Genomic DNA, 17159 nt, shown 5'->3' on the forward strand with positions numbered 1-17159 from the left:
ATTAAGAAAAAAGGATTAAATATAAATAATAAATTATTAGATCCGAGAAGTTTACTTTGTATGAAGAATTATTATGCTATTGAGGCTATAATAATAATCCCATTATCTAAACAGTTAAAAACGAATAGAACCTTTTTTATTAAATCAGTAAACCTCAAACCATGAGACTATTGTTTAATACTTTGTATGAGCACTACTGTTAGTATATTTGCTATTTGCAACCTTATGGATTGGACTGCATAGGGTCATCTTGTCCCTAGTCGGATAGTACAGTTTTTGAAAGTAACATACACAAACAATATAAAGTGAATACTATCTCTTTAAAAACTTTGGAAGTAAATTCGTCATGAATGCTGAGGTGTTTCTTAGTTTGAAAAAGAGAAACTGGAGCAAACACTCTACAGCAGAAATTAAAGGTTACTAAAACATGGATTTTATCAATCAAGCACAGAATTTGGCAGATACGGTTAGAGATAAAGCTCAAGAAGCAGCCAACAATGTAGTAAACGGGATGAATGAGGTAGTTGATGGAATCAAGAATGCTACTAGCGATATAACGACTTCAAGTATCCGTGCAGTTAATGATTTACAAAGTTTGTCAACCACCGCAACACAATCAGGTTTTCAAACTGTTCAAAATGTTAGTAAAACATTTCAACAAACTGCTGTTGGAGTTGCCGCATCTAGCATGGTTATGGCTGATGCTTTGCAAAATTTACCAACGACAGCTGCCGAATTAGCCCAAGAAATGCCCAAGATTGCAAACAGGCTGAGATATCGTGCTGGTGTTCGGGTGGGAGACTTACCTCGCTCTGATGCAGATGTCATGAAGCTTTTTGAGAAAATTCCTGGCACATCAAAGCTTGGAGGTAAAGAATATACAATTCGTCAATTTCTTAGAGATAAGCATGGTAGCCACATCAATCCACGTTCCCAAGGTGGATCGAATGCTGCTGATAATATCCTTTGGGAAGTAGGTGTTGATAATCTCCGCCGAGGAGCTAAAGTCATGACCGTTGGCGAACAGTTTTATATTCGGGTTTATAATGCGGTAGATTCAATTGTCAGCAATTCTGGGACAATCGCGAAACTTGGGATTACTGCAACGGGAACAGCTATTCTCACTCAGGTTGTAGTAACGGCGATTTCCTACTCTTTGGATCTTTATCGAGGCGACATTACTGTTGAAGAGTATCAAAATCTAATTTTTGAAGCAGCAAAAGCAGCAGGTATTGCGACACCAATTGTTTTTTTGGTCTTGATAGCTGTGTTAGCTTTATTTCCAGAATTTACAGTTATTTTGTCAGTACCAGTCGTTGTTGCAGGCTTCAATGCTTTATTTGGTATTAGTATTGCTACACCCATCATTCAATCGCTAGTTCGTCATGTCGAAGCTGGAGGTTTAGGCATAGAAACTGCTGATGCTTACAAAACTGCGTTTGATGGTTCTGCGCTCTGAAATCATATCATGTCCGGTTAAAGACTTATTATTAAGAAGGCAGGGGGCAGGGGGCAGGGGGCAGGGGGAGAAAGAGTTTTCAGATTTTTGCACAGATGCAAGAATCATAACTAATCAGCCGGACATAAAATCAGCTATTCCAAATTGAAAATGCATAATTAGGGTGGGTATCTCGCCTGCCCGTAGCCAAATGCAGGCTTTTGAGTCCATCTAACAAGATTGGATAATTGATTTGTTGTAAACTTCTAAATAATCAATAAAATCAGGTGCAACCTTTAGAGCTGATTCGTAAAGAAAATTTAAACAGAAGTGAATTTGGTTTTACTCAGGTTATGGGCTAAATCGAGTGTAGTTATGCAGAGTTGCGGAATTTCTGATAAAAAAATGTATATTCGGTTACATAGGCAGAGTAATAATAAATTTTGTCCCCTCACCAGGTACTGACAAGCAGTTGACTTGTCCGTTGTGTTTGTCAACAATAATTTGGTAGCTGATCGCTAATCCCAGCCCGGTTCCCTTACCTACGGGCTTGGTTGTGAAAGATTGCTCAAAAATTCGAGATTGCACCTCGGTAAGCATACCGGGGCCGTTATCTTGGATGCAAATTGTGACGGTTTGTTGTTGGGGATCAACCGATGTGGTAATGGTGATGATATTCTCGCAAGCAGCAATCTCTCGATCGCAATGGTTTTGATGGAGTTCATCAAATGCATCAATGGCATTGGCGATGATATTCATGAATACCTGGTTCAGTTGTCCGGGATAGCAACTGATTGGAGGTAAGTCACCGTATTGTGTTACAACCTGGATTTTAGTGCGATCGCCATTGCCTTTGAGTCGATGTTTCAACAGCATTAAGGTGCTATCAATTCCTTCGTGAATCTGAAACTCCACCTGAGATGAAATATCTGCGCGAGTAAAAGTTCTCAAAGAGAGACTGATCTCTTTAAGACGGGTAATTCCTTGGTGCATTGATGCCAGTAGTTTCGGTAGATCCTCTGTCAGATACTCCAAGTCAATTTCTTCAACAAGCTCTTGAATTTCCTGGTTTGGCTGCGGTAGCTTCTGCTGTTGCAGGTTCACCAGGCGAAGCAGATTATTTACATGTTCCTTAATATAAGATAAATTTCCGCCAACAAAACCAACCGGATTATTAATTTCATGACCAATACCTGCAACCATCTGCCCTAAAGTGGACATTTTCTCACTCTGGATCATTTGTAGTTGGGTTTGCTGTAACTGCTGTAAAGATTGAGTTAATTCTGTGGTGCGTTCTTGCACCCGTTCTTCTAATGTACGGGTGAGATGGGAAATTTTTAGGTGTAACTTTAAACGGGCAATGACTTCTTCCTGTTGGAAAGGTTTGGTAATATAGTCAACCGCACCTATTTCGAGTCCGGCCACCTTGTCTGTAGAATCGGATAGGGCAGTCATGAAAATTACTGGAATATTCTGAGTAATGGGATTGGTTTTCAGTCTGCGACAAGTTTCAAATCCATCAATACCTGTCATCATTACATCTAAGAGAATCAGATCGGGATGAGCATATTCTGTTTGTTCGATCGCTGACTCTCCATCTGTTGCCATCAGCGCTTTCCAGCCACATCTCTGAATTGCTTCAGATAACACCTTGAGATTGTTTGGATTGTCATCCACTAACAAAATATGTATGGGTTTCGAGAGAGGAACAGCGATCATGGATGTAACTCCGTTGTGACAAATGATTTGAGAAACTTACGGATTTTTCCAGTTTGGAAATTGGCAGTGAGTTTGCTTAACTCTGTTGCAAAAGGAGCTAGTTGACTGTTTTGCTCAATTAGTTCTTTTAACATTCCCTCAATCGCCGAGATATCTCCCATCATTGCCAAATGATAGAGTTGTTGCAAAACATCTTGGGATGGTAGTACCCATTCACTAGCACCGATCTGCTCACCTTTGGGAGGTGAAGATTCGGCATACATCCATTCCACTCCCAACAGCGATCGCAGTCTATTGAGTAATTCCTCAATCTGGAGAGGTTTGGGTAGGAATGCTGTTGCCCCTGCCTCTAAACTCCGCTGACGATTTGACTCGAAAACGCTGGCACTAGAGACGATAATCGGAATAGAACAGGTTTGTGGATTCGCTTGCAGGTGAACCATTAACTCAAAACCATCCATATTGGGCATGGCTAAATCGAGCAGAATCACATCTGGATTGTGTTCAATTGCCACCTGTAGCCCATGTTTGCCATCGGTTGCTTCTAGGGTTCGACAGCCAATTTCTTGCAGCAGATTGGTCAACATAGAACAGTGGTTGCGATCGTCATCGACGATCAGAATTTGAGGCGCACTACCCTGAATCCCGGTAATTTTTTGGGGAGTTGGAGTGTAATCCGTTGTAGACATCGCTCCTCCACGCCAGTCATGAGCGAGTGGTACTGATACTGTCAAATCCAGCCAAAACAGACTTCCTTCGCCCAGGTGACTCTGCACCTGAATTTGGCTCCCCATCAATGCTGCAATTCTTTGGCTAATTGCCAATCCCAAACCAGTACCTTCAGATCGTTGCCCTGCTTCACCCACTTGCTCAAACGGCAAAAAGATTTTCTCAAGTTGCTCTGGTAACATCCCAATACCCGTATCTTCAATCTGAAAACGAATATTTTGATGTGTCATTTGTCCATTGTCATTAGTGAGCCACTGCGTTGGACGGGTTTCCCGGCTTGTAGCAAGTGGCGTCATTTGTTTAGACTCTTGACCAATGACTTCCACTTTGAACGTTACGCTACCGCTATTTGTAAATTTGATCGCGTTGCCCAGTAAGTTAATTAACACTTGCCGCAGCCGTTTTTCATCGACTTCAATGGCAAGTGGTAGGCGATCGCTAATTAAGATATTAAATCCAATCCCTTTCTGTTCAGCCCGGATACCACAAATCTCAGTTACACCATGTAAGAAACTGGGCAGATGGACGCTGGTTACAACCAAATCCAATTTCCTCGCTTCTATCTTCGAGAGATCGAGAATGTCATCGATCAGCATCAAAAGATGCGAGCCACATTGGTAGATAATGCTAACTCCTTCTAGGTTTTTAGCTGTCATGTTTGGCGATCCTTTTAGTAGCTGGGCAAAACCAAGGATGCCATTTAGAGGTGTGCGTAGTTCGTGGCTCATATTGGCGAGAAACTCACTCTTGGCCTGATTGGCAGCATCGGCAGCTTGCTTTGCCTCGACTAATTCATGAGTTCGTTCTTCGACTTTCGTCTCTAGGGTTTTGGAATAATCTAATAGTTGACTGTTGGCAATTTCCAATTGGCGATTTGTTTCTTCTAACTTCCGCTGTTTATAGGCATTAGTTGTTGCAATCACACTTCCGATAAACGCCGCTAAGGTGGGTGTTACCGGAATTAAAATACCATACAAAAACATCCCATAGCCACTCCATATACAGGCTCCACTGATGCCTACAGTTGCCCAAAGAATTTTGCCGCCGGGAACCCGCAGCTTGCTACTGGATAATAACCAACTACCTGTAGAACCAATGACAGACCACAAAACAATCCAGAGTGATAAAGAAATGCCAGAAACACCATGCAGACTGGCTTCTCCTGTTTTTGCTCCTCGTACTAATTGATGAGCAATATTCGCATGAACAACCACACCTGGAGTCGGTTTTTGAGCAGATATCCAAGAAGAGAAGGGTGTGCTGAAGAAATCATTGGTACTGGAGGCAATTGACCCAATAAATACCATGCGATCGCGCATTAAATCTGCTGGAATTCTCCCTGCTAAAACATCGCGCATCGCAACTGTCCGAAATGCGGCATCTGTTCCATGCCAATTCAGCAGAATTTGATAACCTCCTAAATCGGCATCGGTATAACCTGCTTCTTGATTTTGCAGTGGTAAGTAAATTTCCTTACCCAACTGAAACTTTTGCTGTTGAGGGTCAATACTTTCTAAGCTAATTTTTTCAGCTTCGAGGTATTTTAGAGCTACAAGGGTTGCCAGTCCAGCTTTAATGGTGTTTTTCTCTTTGGCATCTTCAGCTGTCAGCAGGGCGCGACGTACAAAGCGATCGCCATCCAACACTAAATCTGCTAATCCTACCCGATCCTGTTTTTTCAATTCCGGTGGGGGATTGACGCGTTCGCCAGTAATTTTCTCAACTCCGATCAAATTGGGAGTGTTGCGAAAAACTTGAACAAGTTGCTCGTGTCCGCTTCCTTCCGGTAAATCTCGATAGAGATCCAAGCCAATGGCGCGGGGCTGCTGCGCCCGGATTTTTTCTAGTAATCGTGCTAGCGCCCAGTCTGGAACTGGCCATTTACGCACCGATTGGATATCGCGCTCATCGATTGTCACAATTACAATCTCATCAGCGATCGCCACAGGCGATCGCTGACGAACCCATTCGTCGCGAATTTTCCATTCCGGTAAATTAAAAAGCCCCAACGATTGCCCAACCATAACCGTCAAGGCAACGCTAGGAGTAATAATCAAAACGCTGCGAGTGTGTTGAATAAAAGCTTGGAATCTGTGCCACATATTTGTGCTATACAATGGGGACTGGGTGGAAGGAAGAAAAGAGGGACAAAGAGAATAATTACTTTTAACCCAATACTTCTCTACGAGAGGCTGCGCTCAGTACAAGTGCCCAATACCCAATGCCCAAATTGGCATTAGTTAGTAGATGCTAATAAGTTCGCTGTTACAATCTCCTTCAAACTCACTGAGGATAGAAGTTCTTCCCATTGTTGGCAAAGAGATGCATTGTTAGGTTGGGTGGTGTATATCGTTGCAAGTGTTGCCACACAATCATACCAAACACCGTTTTTACCCAAAGCAGTAGCCCGCTTTAGAGGATCTTGCTCTTGGATTGCTGTTGCCAACTCAGCGCTGGGCTGGATACGCTGAACCCAACCATCGACGTAAGGCGTACTTGGACTGAGTTGCCCATCTACTTTGAGTGCTAGGAACCATTGATAGTTTTTGCCAACAGCTAAAGCGGGTGCATCGGCTGGTAATTTGATCGCGATTACCCCAGTTTTCCCTGCAACTGAAATGTTCATCTGATGTTGCATATTGCCAGCTTCATCCTTAAGGCTGAATACTGCTTCTTGGGCATTGGAAGCCGGGAGATACACCAATATTGTGGGACGTTCAGACACTGTTGTGCCATAGAAGTTTTGGGGCAACAAGGCAATTAGTTCTGCTGGTTGTGTTGTACTTGTAGTCAATGGATTCAAGTAGTAAGTACCAACGCGAGAACCACCCGCACTTGCTTGTTGGGGAGCGCCTTTGCCTGCGGCAGGTGTAAAGAGGTTGCCGCGAGAAGCTCCTCCAGTTGCCTGTCTGGGCGTACCTTTGCCTGCGCTAGGTGTAAAGAGGTTGCCGCGAGAAGCTCCTCCAGTTGCCTGTCTGGGCGCACCTTTGCCTGCACTAGGTGTAAACATACTACCGCGAGAAGCTCCTCCAGTTGCCTGTCTGGGAGAGCCACTGTTGGTAGGCGGGGTAAATGTAACAGCATAGGCACTATTCCATGCACTGCTAGCGATCAGAGCGATGACGCTCAATGTACTAGCTAAATATCGACGTTTCATGAGGTTTTACCTTATGTAATTGAAATGTTATACAAACAAAATACGTTTCTTTCGACTATGGTCAGAAGCTCGGAGAATAAGTCCAAGTGACAGTAAATTCAGAGAACTTATACTAGAAGTATAGGCGAGCTTTAGCCAAAACGCTGTAAAAAATAACCTAAATTATTTGCGATAAAGTCCGTTTTATTACTTAGTTAAATCCAGTTGCCGATCAAAACAAAGCCAGACCAAAAGAACGGCTCGTGGAAATCAGTTTGGCGAATTAGGCTAATTTGTGCTTGTCTTAGTGCTTCGGCTTTAGTGATTTTGGGTTGTCGTAGTTGATCGTAGAAGCGAGTCATGAGCATCGCTGCTGCCCGATCTTTGACGGGCCATAGGGTGGCGATAGTTGAGCGAGCGCCGGATTTGACAGCCAAGCCCGCCAATCCCAGGACGGCGCGATCGTCTCCTGCTGCTGTATCGCAGGCACTTAGTACCAGCAACTCGATGGCTTTTGATGGATCGCTACCCCGATTTTTCAGGAGTTCAGATAACTCTTTAACGTTGACTTTTCCATCCCAAGTCAGCAAGAAGGTATCTTCAAGACGGGAACTAAACTGTCCGTGGGTTGCTAGGTGGACAATACTTGCACTACTGGATTTCATCCGTTCAGCAAGGGCTTGACTGGTAAATTTCTGGTTGAGCAACACAGAGGACGATACCGCCTTGGAGATTTGTTTCACTTCTGATTCCACGGCGGGCAAAGCACTAAAGCCAGCGCGAGATTGGCTAATGCCACCGACGATCGCATTGATGTGGTTTTGATGAAGCGATCGCGTCGCCATCAGTTGCAATCCTGGTGAGAGCGCCACAGCATACTTTTCGATCAGATATTGCTTACCGTCAAAAAGAGCTGCTATGGGAATGTTCCGCAACCGACCATCCAAAACAAACACCAATGTCTTAGTATCAATAAATGCTCGATCTGCTTCCTCTGAACGAATCAACCAATCATAAATCTGTTGGGACAATTGATCTCGGTTTTTGGAATCTGAGACAGGGTTAAGAGCAACCAAAAAGTTGTCCAGAGTCTGCTCAATTTCAGCTTGCGATTTGTGAGTGACATAGAAACGGAGTGGTTGCCCTGCTTTGGAGAGAATTACTGTTAAACGATCTGGCAGGATGATGGGATAAACGACGGTAGCAGTGGGATCAACTCGATCGATTTGTTGAGTTCTATCTAAACAGGCTTCTCGAAAAAAGTTATCGAGTTCGGCAATTTGGAGTGCCTCAATCAATTCACGGGCTTGTATAAGTTCTGCTTGACTCGGTTGATTCTCTAGAAGTAAATCAACCAGTTCCCGGTAGACAGGCTCCACACTGGTGCGAAAAGAGAACTGGACATCAGGGTTGATAGCTACCAAATCTCCCCGCAGTGCCTTTAAGGCATTGACTGCTTCTGTATAAGCAGTAATTGCTTTTGGGCGATCGCCTTGTTGCTTATACAACTGTCCCACCTGCCAAGCAGATTGAGCAATGATATCGTTAGCTTGGAGTTGACGGGCAATATCGAGGGATTTCTGAGTTAACTCCTGTGCTTCAGATAACTGCTGTGTACGACGATAGAGTTTTCCCCACTGATGTAATGCATAAGCTTCGGCTTGAGTATCCTGAATTTGCTGTGCAGATTTGACTGTGACTGCCATCAGTTGCGCCAAATCTTTCAGCGGTAGAATTTGGTCAGAATTTGACTGATGATTGAGGGTGGCAACAAAATTGGTCGCTGCGTAGAGGGAGGTATGACTGGGGGGTAGTTCCCGGAGTTGTTGGAGTAGTTGAGGTACAAGTGGAGCAGCAAACTCCAGTTTGTCGTAATTGAGGAAAAGTTTAAACTGAGCTAAACGCGCTTGCAATCGATCGCTTGGGTTAGTGGCTAAGAGTTGAGCCTGTTCAAAGTAATCTAATGCGGCTTCCGGATCTTGCAAATCAACGGCAGTTTGGCCCAGTCCGATCAGAATAGAACTTAACTGGGGTTGGGCTGAAATTTGGCGAGCGATCGCTAAACTTTGCTCTAAAACCTGTTGACTTTTGCTATCGCCAATCATTTGCAGGGCTAAACCAAGCGATCGCAATCCGCTAACTTTGATTTCCGAATCTGGCATTGCTAAGAGCTTTTGAGTCAGCACCTCCAACTGCTGTTTAGAACGGCGATAAAATCCCAAACTTTGTAAAGCTTGTGCCTGGTTGATTTGACTACCCAAGCTGCCCATCTTGTCGCCTGCTTGCTCATAATATTTTTGAGCTTGTTGCCAACTTTCGAGGGCAGTTTCGGCTTTGCCAGTATGCAATTGCAAATTTGCTTGGGTATTGAGTGCTTGTGCCCAAAGAATTGCATCAGCAGAGGGAATAGAGGTTTGCAATAGTTTCAGACTTTGCTCAATAGACTGTTGGGCTGCTTCCCATTGATTAAGTTCCTGTTGTGCCAGTGAGAGGTAACTTAAACTTAAAGCTTCGTTGAGGCGATCGCTTTGGGTATGATACTGTTGTGCTGCCGTTTGCCAAATGGTTACTGCATCTGCAAAGCGTCCTGCGTGGTAAAGGTTGCGTCCCTGTTCTAGCCAATTGTTCGACACATTCAGGGTAGAAGTTGTTGGTATTTGCAGAGATGCTCTCGCAGGTGTAATTGTAACTGCCAAACACAAGCTCAAAATACTTAGACTGATATATAGCCAACGACGTAGTTTAATTTGGAAGGTCATAGATAGTTATTGATGGTTTAAAAGTTTGTTTAGTCAAGTAATTGCGATCGTGATTTACTCGATTGCAGGGTTCCTATGGCAACTAATTTTTCACAAGTGCAGCACAAGTTAACTGGGGCTGTATATTTTGTGCGGGGGATTGTGCCGCAATTAGTTCAACTTTGCCATTAGGATTACGATGCCAAAAAGTAGCTTGGATAAGCATCTCTGGGGATGGGGGAATTTGGGCTACCACTTCACCCGTTTTGCGATAAGGAGACAAATCGCGCACATCGTCCCAAGGGCGTAGCTGTAGCCCCTCGTAGACATCGCTCCCCACTTTTTCTGTGGGATTTTGTGGCACACCACCCCGTCCCGTGGCGACAAAACTACTACCATTTGTATTCGCACAACCTGTAGCAATTTGCTGTGATGGATCAGTTATATTCTCTGGTAATTGCACTAAACCAGAGTTGGGGTCAACATCGGGGCTAGTAATTTGCACGTTTCCGTTGACCCCAAACTGGGAACTGGCGGTGATGTCATTCTCGCTTGTGAGTTGGGAGCGAAACTTCAGCCCAAAGATGCCCTGCGTCGTGATTTGGATATTGCCCCCCTGACCATTCACGGCGTTGGCAACAATATCGCTATTTTCAAAGCCAGTAATGATTGGTGCATTTATTGTAATGTTGCCACCTTTACCGCTTCCCGCCGCTGTAGTGGTAATGATACTTTGATGGCGCAGCAAGAGAAGTTTTCCGAGGTTCAGGTTGATATCACCTCCCCTACCGGATGCGGTTGTAGCCGTGACTATACCTTGTCGGTCAAGTATTACACGATCGGCATTGATGACTAACTGTCCTGCATTCCCGCTGCCTTGATTTTCCACGCCAACAATGCCGCGATCGCTAACATACAAAAGTGGTGTATTCAGGAAAACATCTCCTGCATTCCCACTGAGAGGGAAAGCAATATTAAAAATTCTTCTAGTCGAAGCATTAGCAGCTGAGGCAAGTCTGCTCTGATCGCCAGCGATCGAATTCACCCCACTGACTTCGATGCGATCGAGCGCTGTGACGCTTATTCTACCGCTATTTCCAGCAGCAACGGTAGTGGCATTCACAACACCGCCATCGCGGAGCGTCAGCCTTGAAGTCGTAATATTGAGATTGCCACCATTCCCTTGAGTAAAGGCAATAGAACTTACCGCACTCGGAATCCTAGTCAGTGGGTTTTCTCCAATCAACTCAATCCACTCATTGGCATGAACCGTAATGTTCCCCGCCGCTGCTTTGCTTAATGGAGTATTGGTAATTACACCGCCATTAGTCACCCTGAGTTGATTGGTTGAAACTGTAATATCACCTCCCCTTGCAGACCCCAAGCTTTTCACACCGATCAGACTAGCCAGATTCGGATCTACAGCAGACCATCCGTCTAGCGTTGTCAGACCTGAGACATTCACGCTGATGTCGCCACCAATGCCCGCCCCAAAGGTTCTCGCAGCAATTTCGCCACCGTCTTGAATCTGCAATTTTTTGGCAGAGACCAGAATGTTGTTGCCATTACCACTGCCTAAATTGTCGCTAATCAGTTGACTGTTCGCAAACCCATAGCCTCCTTTTTGCCCCAGAGTTAATGTCTCACTTGCATTCACCACTAAATTGCCGAGTCCTGCACCGCCAAAATTTTCTAGAAGGGCAACAGACCCCTCTAACACGCTAATATTCTGTCCTTGGAGCCGTAGCGATCCTGCAGGTGATCCACTTGCATTGACGAGTGCTTGCTGGGACAACTGAATGTTTGCAAATTGGGAGATATTGCTATAGTCAAACTGCCATCGGTCGGATGTCGTGTTGATGTTGACAATCCCTGCCTTGCTACTGCCGAGTTCGATGTGTCCCGAAGGTGCAGCAACAACCCCACCGACTAAGTTGATTTCTTTGCCAATCAGGGCAAGGGTATTACCGGGTTGAACCGCTAATCCAACTGGATTGCTGCTCTGATCTATGGGTGTTACAAGTCCTCTTGTTAACCGATGTCCGGTGTTTTGCACGGTAATTGCCCCCGGATTTTGCCCCATCTGCAAACCGATGGGTACACTCATTGTTAATAATGGTGGACTACTCGGATTTATTGCATTAAACTCCGTCGCATCGGCAAACTTAATACTACTTGCCGTCGTCCCCACAAATGAGCCGCCAATATTCAATGAAGCATCTTTACCAAAAACAATCCCTGCCGGATTCATTAAAAACAAACTCACAGGATTATTACCGTTGAGAGTTTGAATTAATCCGTTAATATCGGAAACATTTCCACCCGTCACGCGACTAAATATAGTTGTAATATTGGGCGTGTTAGTTAAATCAAAGCTTGCTGAACTACCATTTGGTACAGAAAAATTAGTGAAACTGTGAAATAAATTATTACCTTTTTCAATACCGTTAAGAATATTAAAGTTATTACCGTTTTGGTTGACAATAGTGTTTGTAGTGCCATCGGATGTTACCTGAGCTAAAGCCGATCGCATCATCCCTGGAGTTAACAATCCACTTGTTAATATAAATATAAAAGCTACGGCTCTGATCACAAAGAAACTTCCTCTTCTTCTGATTTCAAGTTAGTATTCCCATTCAGGGCATTGTTAATCACATGATTAACTTTTAGTCACAGCCGCACAGGTTAATGGTTGTTGCACCTGAGCAGAAGATTTATCTGCAATTAACTCAATTTTTCCTTGAGCGTTACGATGCCAAGATGTAGCTTGGATAAGGGTTTCTGGGGAAGTGGGTATTTGTGCCATGATTTCGCCAGTTTTGCGGTATGCAGTTAGATTGCGGACATCAGACCAAGGGCGATCGCTCCTCACTTCTTGAGTTGGATTTTGCGGTATTCCACCCCGTCCCGTTGCTACAAAACTACTACCTTGATTTGCAGAACAACCTGTAGCAATTTGCTGCGATGGATCGGTTACATTTGCTGGTAGTTCAACTAAACCAGAATTGGGGTCAACATCGGGGCTAGTAATTTGCACGTTTCCGTTAACTCCAAATTCAGAACTGGCGGTAATATCGTTCTCTAATGTGAGTTGAGAACGATATTTCAATCCAAAAATTCCATGAGTTGTAATGTCAATATTGCCACCCCGTCCTTGAACAGCATTGGCAACAATGTCACTGTTTTCTAAGCCTAGAATAATCGGTGAATTGATGAGAATGTTACCACCGTTACCCGCATCACCTGCGGTTGCAGTCACGTTGCTACCATGACGCATCACTAAGGTGTTAGCTTGGAGACTAATACTGCCACCCTCACCTGATTTAGTAGCCCCAGTAATGCTGCCAGTGCGATCGAGAGAAATTGTATCCGCATTGACGTAAAGGTTGCCCGCATTGCCAATTCCTTTATGCGCGACCCCAACGGTTCCACCATCCGTAATTTGCAGGCGCGAGGTGTTAATAATCAAGTCACCGACTGTACCTGTGGGAAAATCTGGTAACCGAAGCAGATTCCGCAAGAAAGCAGGGAGGACTTCAGCGTTGGTCACAAGTCGGCTGGGGAGACCCGATTGAGCACCCACACCACTAACTTCAATGAGGTCAGAAACGTTGACCACTAAATTGCCTGAATTACCACTGGCAATGGTGGAATCAGCTACAACAGCACCATTCTGCACGCTCAATTTGCGGGTATTGATCGTGACTTGACCCGTATTGCCTAAGCTGCCTGTACTCGCCACAATCTCACTGGAAAACAGATTGATCGGGTTCTCGCCTAACAATTTGATCGACTGGGTGGCGTTAACGGTGACATCGCCCCCTGCTCCGATGCCCTGGGTGCTCACGAATATCCCACCGCCATCTTGAGCTGTGAATGTCCCCGTTAAAACTTGAACATTTCCTCCCCGCCCAGAACCAAAGGTGGTTGCCTCCAGAATACTCGACAAACTGGGGTTTGTCGGCGAAATCCCCAGCATTTCAATCGCATCCACGGCGGTAATAGAAATTCTGCCTCCAGCCCCAGCCCCGAAGTTATAGGAGGTGAGAGCGCCAGCATCTAATATCTGCACGCGGGGCGCAGACACCACCAGATCGCCTCCCACACCAGTCCCCAAATTCTCGGAACGTAAAAAATTGAAAGCAAAGCCAAAAGTCCCCCAACCTCGCATCTCAAACGACTCACTGGCATTGACGACAATATTCCCACTGGTTTGATTGCCCTGCGTTGTCAATAAAGCAACCGAACCACCGCTCAGGCTAACATTCCGACCGAGTAAGTGGATGGCACCCGCAGGGGCACCGCTGGCATTGACAAAGGCTTTGGACAACTGGATATCGCCAAACTGCTGGATATTGGCATAGTCAAACTTCCCAGTGGTGAGATTGAGATTCACCGTTCCAGTGCTAGCGCTACTCAGTTCGATCTGTCCTGAGGTCGCATTCAATACGCCGCCGTCCAAGCTGATACTTCCCCCCACCAATGCCAGGGTATTGCCAGAGGTCACGCTTAATCCTGTGGGAGTCGTGCCTAGCTGGAGGGGTGTATTTCGATTGGCAATCAAGCGGTGTCCGGTGTTTTGGACGGTAATTGCCCCCGGATTTTGCCCCATCTGCAACCCGATCGGGACACTCATTGTCAACAATGGTGAACTACTTGGATTGACGGCACTAAACTCTGTCCCATCGGCAAATTTAATGCTACTCGCCGTTGTGCCTACAAACGATCCACCGATATTCAAGCTGGCATTTTGTCCAAATATAATCCCGTTAGGATTTATCAAAAATAAACTTACAGGATTATTACCATTGAGAGTTTGAATTAATCCTTGAATATCGGAAACATGGACACCTGTCACCCGACTAAATATAGTTGTAATATTTGGCGTGTTAGTTAAATCAAAATTAGCTGAACCACCTGTCGGTACAGAGAAATTACTGAAACTGTGAAATAAATTATTACCTTTTTCAATTCCGTTAAGAATATTAAAGTTATTACCATTTTGGTTGACAATAGTGTTAGTCGTACCATCAGATGTCACCTGAGCGATCGCCGATGGCATCATCCCTGGAGTTAATAATCCACTGCTTAAGATAAATAGAAAGGGTAGGACTCTCATGACTAAACATTTCCTTTACCTGATTTAAAGTTAGAGTTCCCATTCAAGGCGTTATTAATCACATGATTAATTTTTAGGAACAGCAGCACAGGTTAATGGTTTCTGCTTCTGAATCGGAGATTGATCTGCAATTAACTCAATTTTGCCGTCAGCATTGCGATGCCAAGAAGTGGCTTGAACAAGAACCTCTAGAGATTGGGGTATTTGTGCTTGTACTTGCTGTGTTTTGCGATATGCAGTCAGATTGCGGACATCAGACCAAGTGCGATCGCTTGGCATTGAACCAATTAAATTCTGGAAGCAATTAACTGCTATGTACAGCAGTACAATTTAAAGGTGGCTGTATATGTGCCAGAGATTGCGCCGCAACTAATTTACGTCTAATTACCCTGAGAATAAAGATTTGTTGCTCAAAAGTGCGATCGCACTTTTGAGTCCCAATAAAGTTAACGATTGGGAATAGCAGCACAAGTTAACGGTTGTTGCACATAAGCGTCTGGTTGAGCCGCAATTAACTCAACTTTCCCCTTGGCGTTGCGATGCCAAGTTGTAGCTTCGATAATAAGCTCCGGTGATGCTGGGATTTGGGCATTTAGATCGCTCGTTTTGCGGTAAGCAGACAAATCTCGCACATCGTCCCAAGTGCGTAGGCGTAGCCCGTTGTAGACATCGCTCCCTAGTTGCTGATTCGGATTTTGTGGCACACCACCCCGACCAGTTGCCACAAAGCGACTGCCTTCACTGCCCGCGCAGCCTGTAGCAATTTGCTGGGATGGATCGGTGACATTTACTGGTAGTTCGACTAAGCCAGAATTTGGATCGATACCGATAGTATTAACTTGAACCGTGCCACTTACCCCAAATTGCGAACTGGCGGTGATGTCACTATCAGGAGTGAGTCGATCGCGGAACTTCAACCCAAAAATGCCTTGAGTAGTGATTTGGATATTACCACCCTTGCCTCGCACTGCATTGGCAATAATGTCGCTGTTTTCTAAGCCGGCGATGATTGGTACATTAATGTTTATATTACCTCCATTGCCTGAGCCGCCAGCTGTTGAGGTTATCAGGCTATTATCTTGCACAAGCAACAGGTTTTTGGCGGACAATGTAATATTGCCACCATTACCAGATTCTGTTTGTGCCTGGATAAACCCTTGATTCTTTAATTGGATGGTATCTGCACTGATGTTAATATTGCCACCATTTCCACTGCCTTGACTGGTGACACTGACTGTGCCGCCATCCGTCAGCGTTAAGTTCGGTGTGGTAATGCTCACAGTGCCGGCATTCGCTGTTAATACATCTGGCAGACCGAATCGCTGCCGCAATAACGAGTTGGGTCGGAGGGTGGATGCGTTAATGCTGCTATTAGTTGCCCTACCTTGACCACTGATTGCGATCGATTCAGTCGCGTTGATGCTCAAATCTCCCCCATTACCTACAAAAAATGCTGAGGTGGCAACTGCTCCCCCCTCCAGAATTTGTAATTTGGATGTATCTAGTGTCAAGGCTTTAGCATTTCCGGTTGCAAATGTAATTGAGGTAATGTTGCTGTAAAGTCCGGAGGGACTTTCTCCAATCACTGTGGTGTTGGTGTTGCGAATTGTCACTTTACCGCTAGAGCCACTGCCAAAGGTAGTCGAAGATAGTGAGCCACCGCTTGATATTAGTAGACTATTGCCATTGACGAACACATCACCAGCATTCCCAGTACTTAGTGTGCTAGTATTAATACTGGTAACATTAGCGGGATTGGTAGCTGGGAAGCCAGACACATCGACCGCTGTTGCATCGATATGGATATTGCCACTGGGAGCTGCTCCAAGAGTTATGCTATTCAACCCTGCTCCCAGGTTGAGGGTCAGTCTGGGAGTAATGACGTTGATGTTCCCGCTAGCTCCGATACCCAGAGTTTCACTACGTACCCCGGTGCGAATTGTAGCATCAGTTGTTGTACCAATCAGATCAATGGCCTCCATAGCCTGAAGGCGAATGTCACCACCGGGAAGATTGCCAAAATTTTGGGCCAGCACCAGAGAGCCATCGGTGAATTTAATTTGCCTACCCTGAATTTGAACGGAACCTGCATTCACCCCGCTGATATCTAAGAGCGATCGCCCTGCTAGCTGAATATCGCCAAAGCTTTGTACATCCCCATATCCCAATGTATAGCCCTGTGCAGTTGGTAAGCTGTTGCGCCTACAATTTGCATATAATAAAGATGAATATAACTTCGGGTACAGGTTGTTATGCCTGCTATTGGCTTTCTAAGCTTAG

The 17159-nt window shown here is 45.0% G+C and carries 8 protein-coding genes and 1 pseudogene; 1 reads left to right on the top strand and 8 read right to left on the bottom strand.

What is annotated here, in order from left to right; all coding sequences use genetic code 11:
• Positions 1 to 427: 427 nt before the first annotated feature.
• On the top strand, positions 428 to 1459 hold the full coding sequence (locus V7K41_RS24560) for an HNH endonuclease (protein WP_334852418.1): 1032 nt from the start codon (positions 428 to 430) through the stop codon (positions 1457 to 1459).
• 396 nt (positions 1460 to 1855) lie between these two features.
• Here V7K41_RS24560 and V7K41_RS24565 read toward each other — a convergent pair whose 3' ends face one another.
• The 8 genes and pseudogenes from V7K41_RS24565 to V7K41_RS24600 form a co-directional block, all read right to left on the bottom strand.
• Positions 1856 to 3157 carry a hybrid sensor histidine kinase/response regulator gene (locus V7K41_RS24565; RefSeq protein WP_334852420.1) on the bottom strand — a complete coding sequence of 434 codons (1302 nt, stop codon included), beginning with the start codon at positions 3155 to 3157 and terminating at the stop codon, positions 1856 to 1858.
• Positions 3154 to 5988 (bottom strand): CHASE2 domain-containing protein, encoded by a 2835-nt coding sequence (locus V7K41_RS24570; RefSeq protein WP_334852422.1) that lies wholly within the window; start codon positions 5986 to 5988, stop codon positions 3154 to 3156. The genes V7K41_RS24565 and V7K41_RS24570 overlap by 4 nt, the downstream gene beginning before the upstream one ends.
• Before the next feature lie 134 nt (positions 5989 to 6122).
• Complete coding sequence (locus tag V7K41_RS24575) at positions 6123 to 7043, bottom strand: DUF928 domain-containing protein (RefSeq protein ID WP_334852424.1); 921 nt, start codon at positions 7041 to 7043, stop codon at positions 6123 to 6125.
• Between the two features lie 194 nt (positions 7044 to 7237).
• Positions 7238 to 9781, bottom strand: coding sequence for a CHAT domain-containing protein (locus V7K41_RS24580; RefSeq protein WP_334852426.1), 2544 nt, complete (start codon positions 9779 to 9781; stop codon positions 7238 to 7240).
• Between the two features lie 82 nt (positions 9782 to 9863).
• Complete coding sequence (locus V7K41_RS24585; RefSeq protein ID WP_334852427.1) at positions 9864 to 12353, bottom strand: S-layer family protein; 2490 nt, start codon at positions 12351 to 12353, stop codon at positions 9864 to 9866.
• Between the two features lie 66 nt (positions 12354 to 12419).
• A complete protein-coding gene (locus V7K41_RS24590; protein ID WP_334852429.1) occupies positions 12420 to 14879 on the bottom strand; it encodes an S-layer family protein in 2460 nt (819 codons plus the stop codon).
• Positions 14880 to 14945: 66 nt separating this feature from the next.
• The gene (locus V7K41_RS24595; RefSeq protein ID WP_334852430.1) at positions 14946 to 15158 is read right to left on the bottom strand and encodes a hypothetical protein; all 213 of its coding nucleotides are present in this window, start codon (positions 15156 to 15158) and stop codon (positions 14946 to 14948) included.
• Between the two features lie 167 nt (positions 15159 to 15325).
• A pseudogene (locus V7K41_RS24600) lies at positions 15326 to 17071 on the bottom strand (filamentous hemagglutinin); the annotation flags it as partial.
• Positions 17072 to 17159: the final 88 nt, after the last annotated feature.

This window comes from Nostoc sp., assembly GCF_036917415.1.
Classification (GTDB): domain Bacteria; phylum Cyanobacteriota; class Cyanobacteriia; order Cyanobacteriales; family Nostocaceae; genus Nostoc.

Bases quoted from the DNA above. Each gene is read 5' to 3' on its own strand.
- V7K41_RS24560 (WP_334852418.1), top strand. From the start codon at position 428: ATGGATTTTATCAATCAAGCACAGAATTTGGCAGATACGGTTAGAGAT.
- V7K41_RS24565 (WP_334852420.1), bottom strand. From the start codon at position 3,157: ATGATCGCTGTTCCTCTCTCGAAACCCATACATATTTTGTTAGTGGAT.
- V7K41_RS24570 (WP_334852422.1), bottom strand. From the start codon at position 5,988: ATGTGGCACAGATTCCAAGCTTTTATTCAACACACTCGCAGCGTTTTG.
- V7K41_RS24575 (WP_334852424.1), bottom strand. From the start codon at position 7,043: ATGAAACGTCGATATTTAGCTAGTACATTGAGCGTCATCGCTCTGATC.
- V7K41_RS24580 (WP_334852426.1), bottom strand. From the start codon at position 9,781: ATGACCTTCCAAATTAAACTACGTCGTTGGCTATATATCAGTCTAAGT.
- V7K41_RS24590 (WP_334852429.1), bottom strand. From the start codon at position 14,879: ATGAGAGTCCTACCCTTTCTATTTATCTTAAGCAGTGGATTATTAACT.
- V7K41_RS24595 (WP_334852430.1), bottom strand. From the start codon at position 15,158: ATGCCAAGCGATCGCACTTGGTCTGATGTCCGCAATCTGACTGCATAT.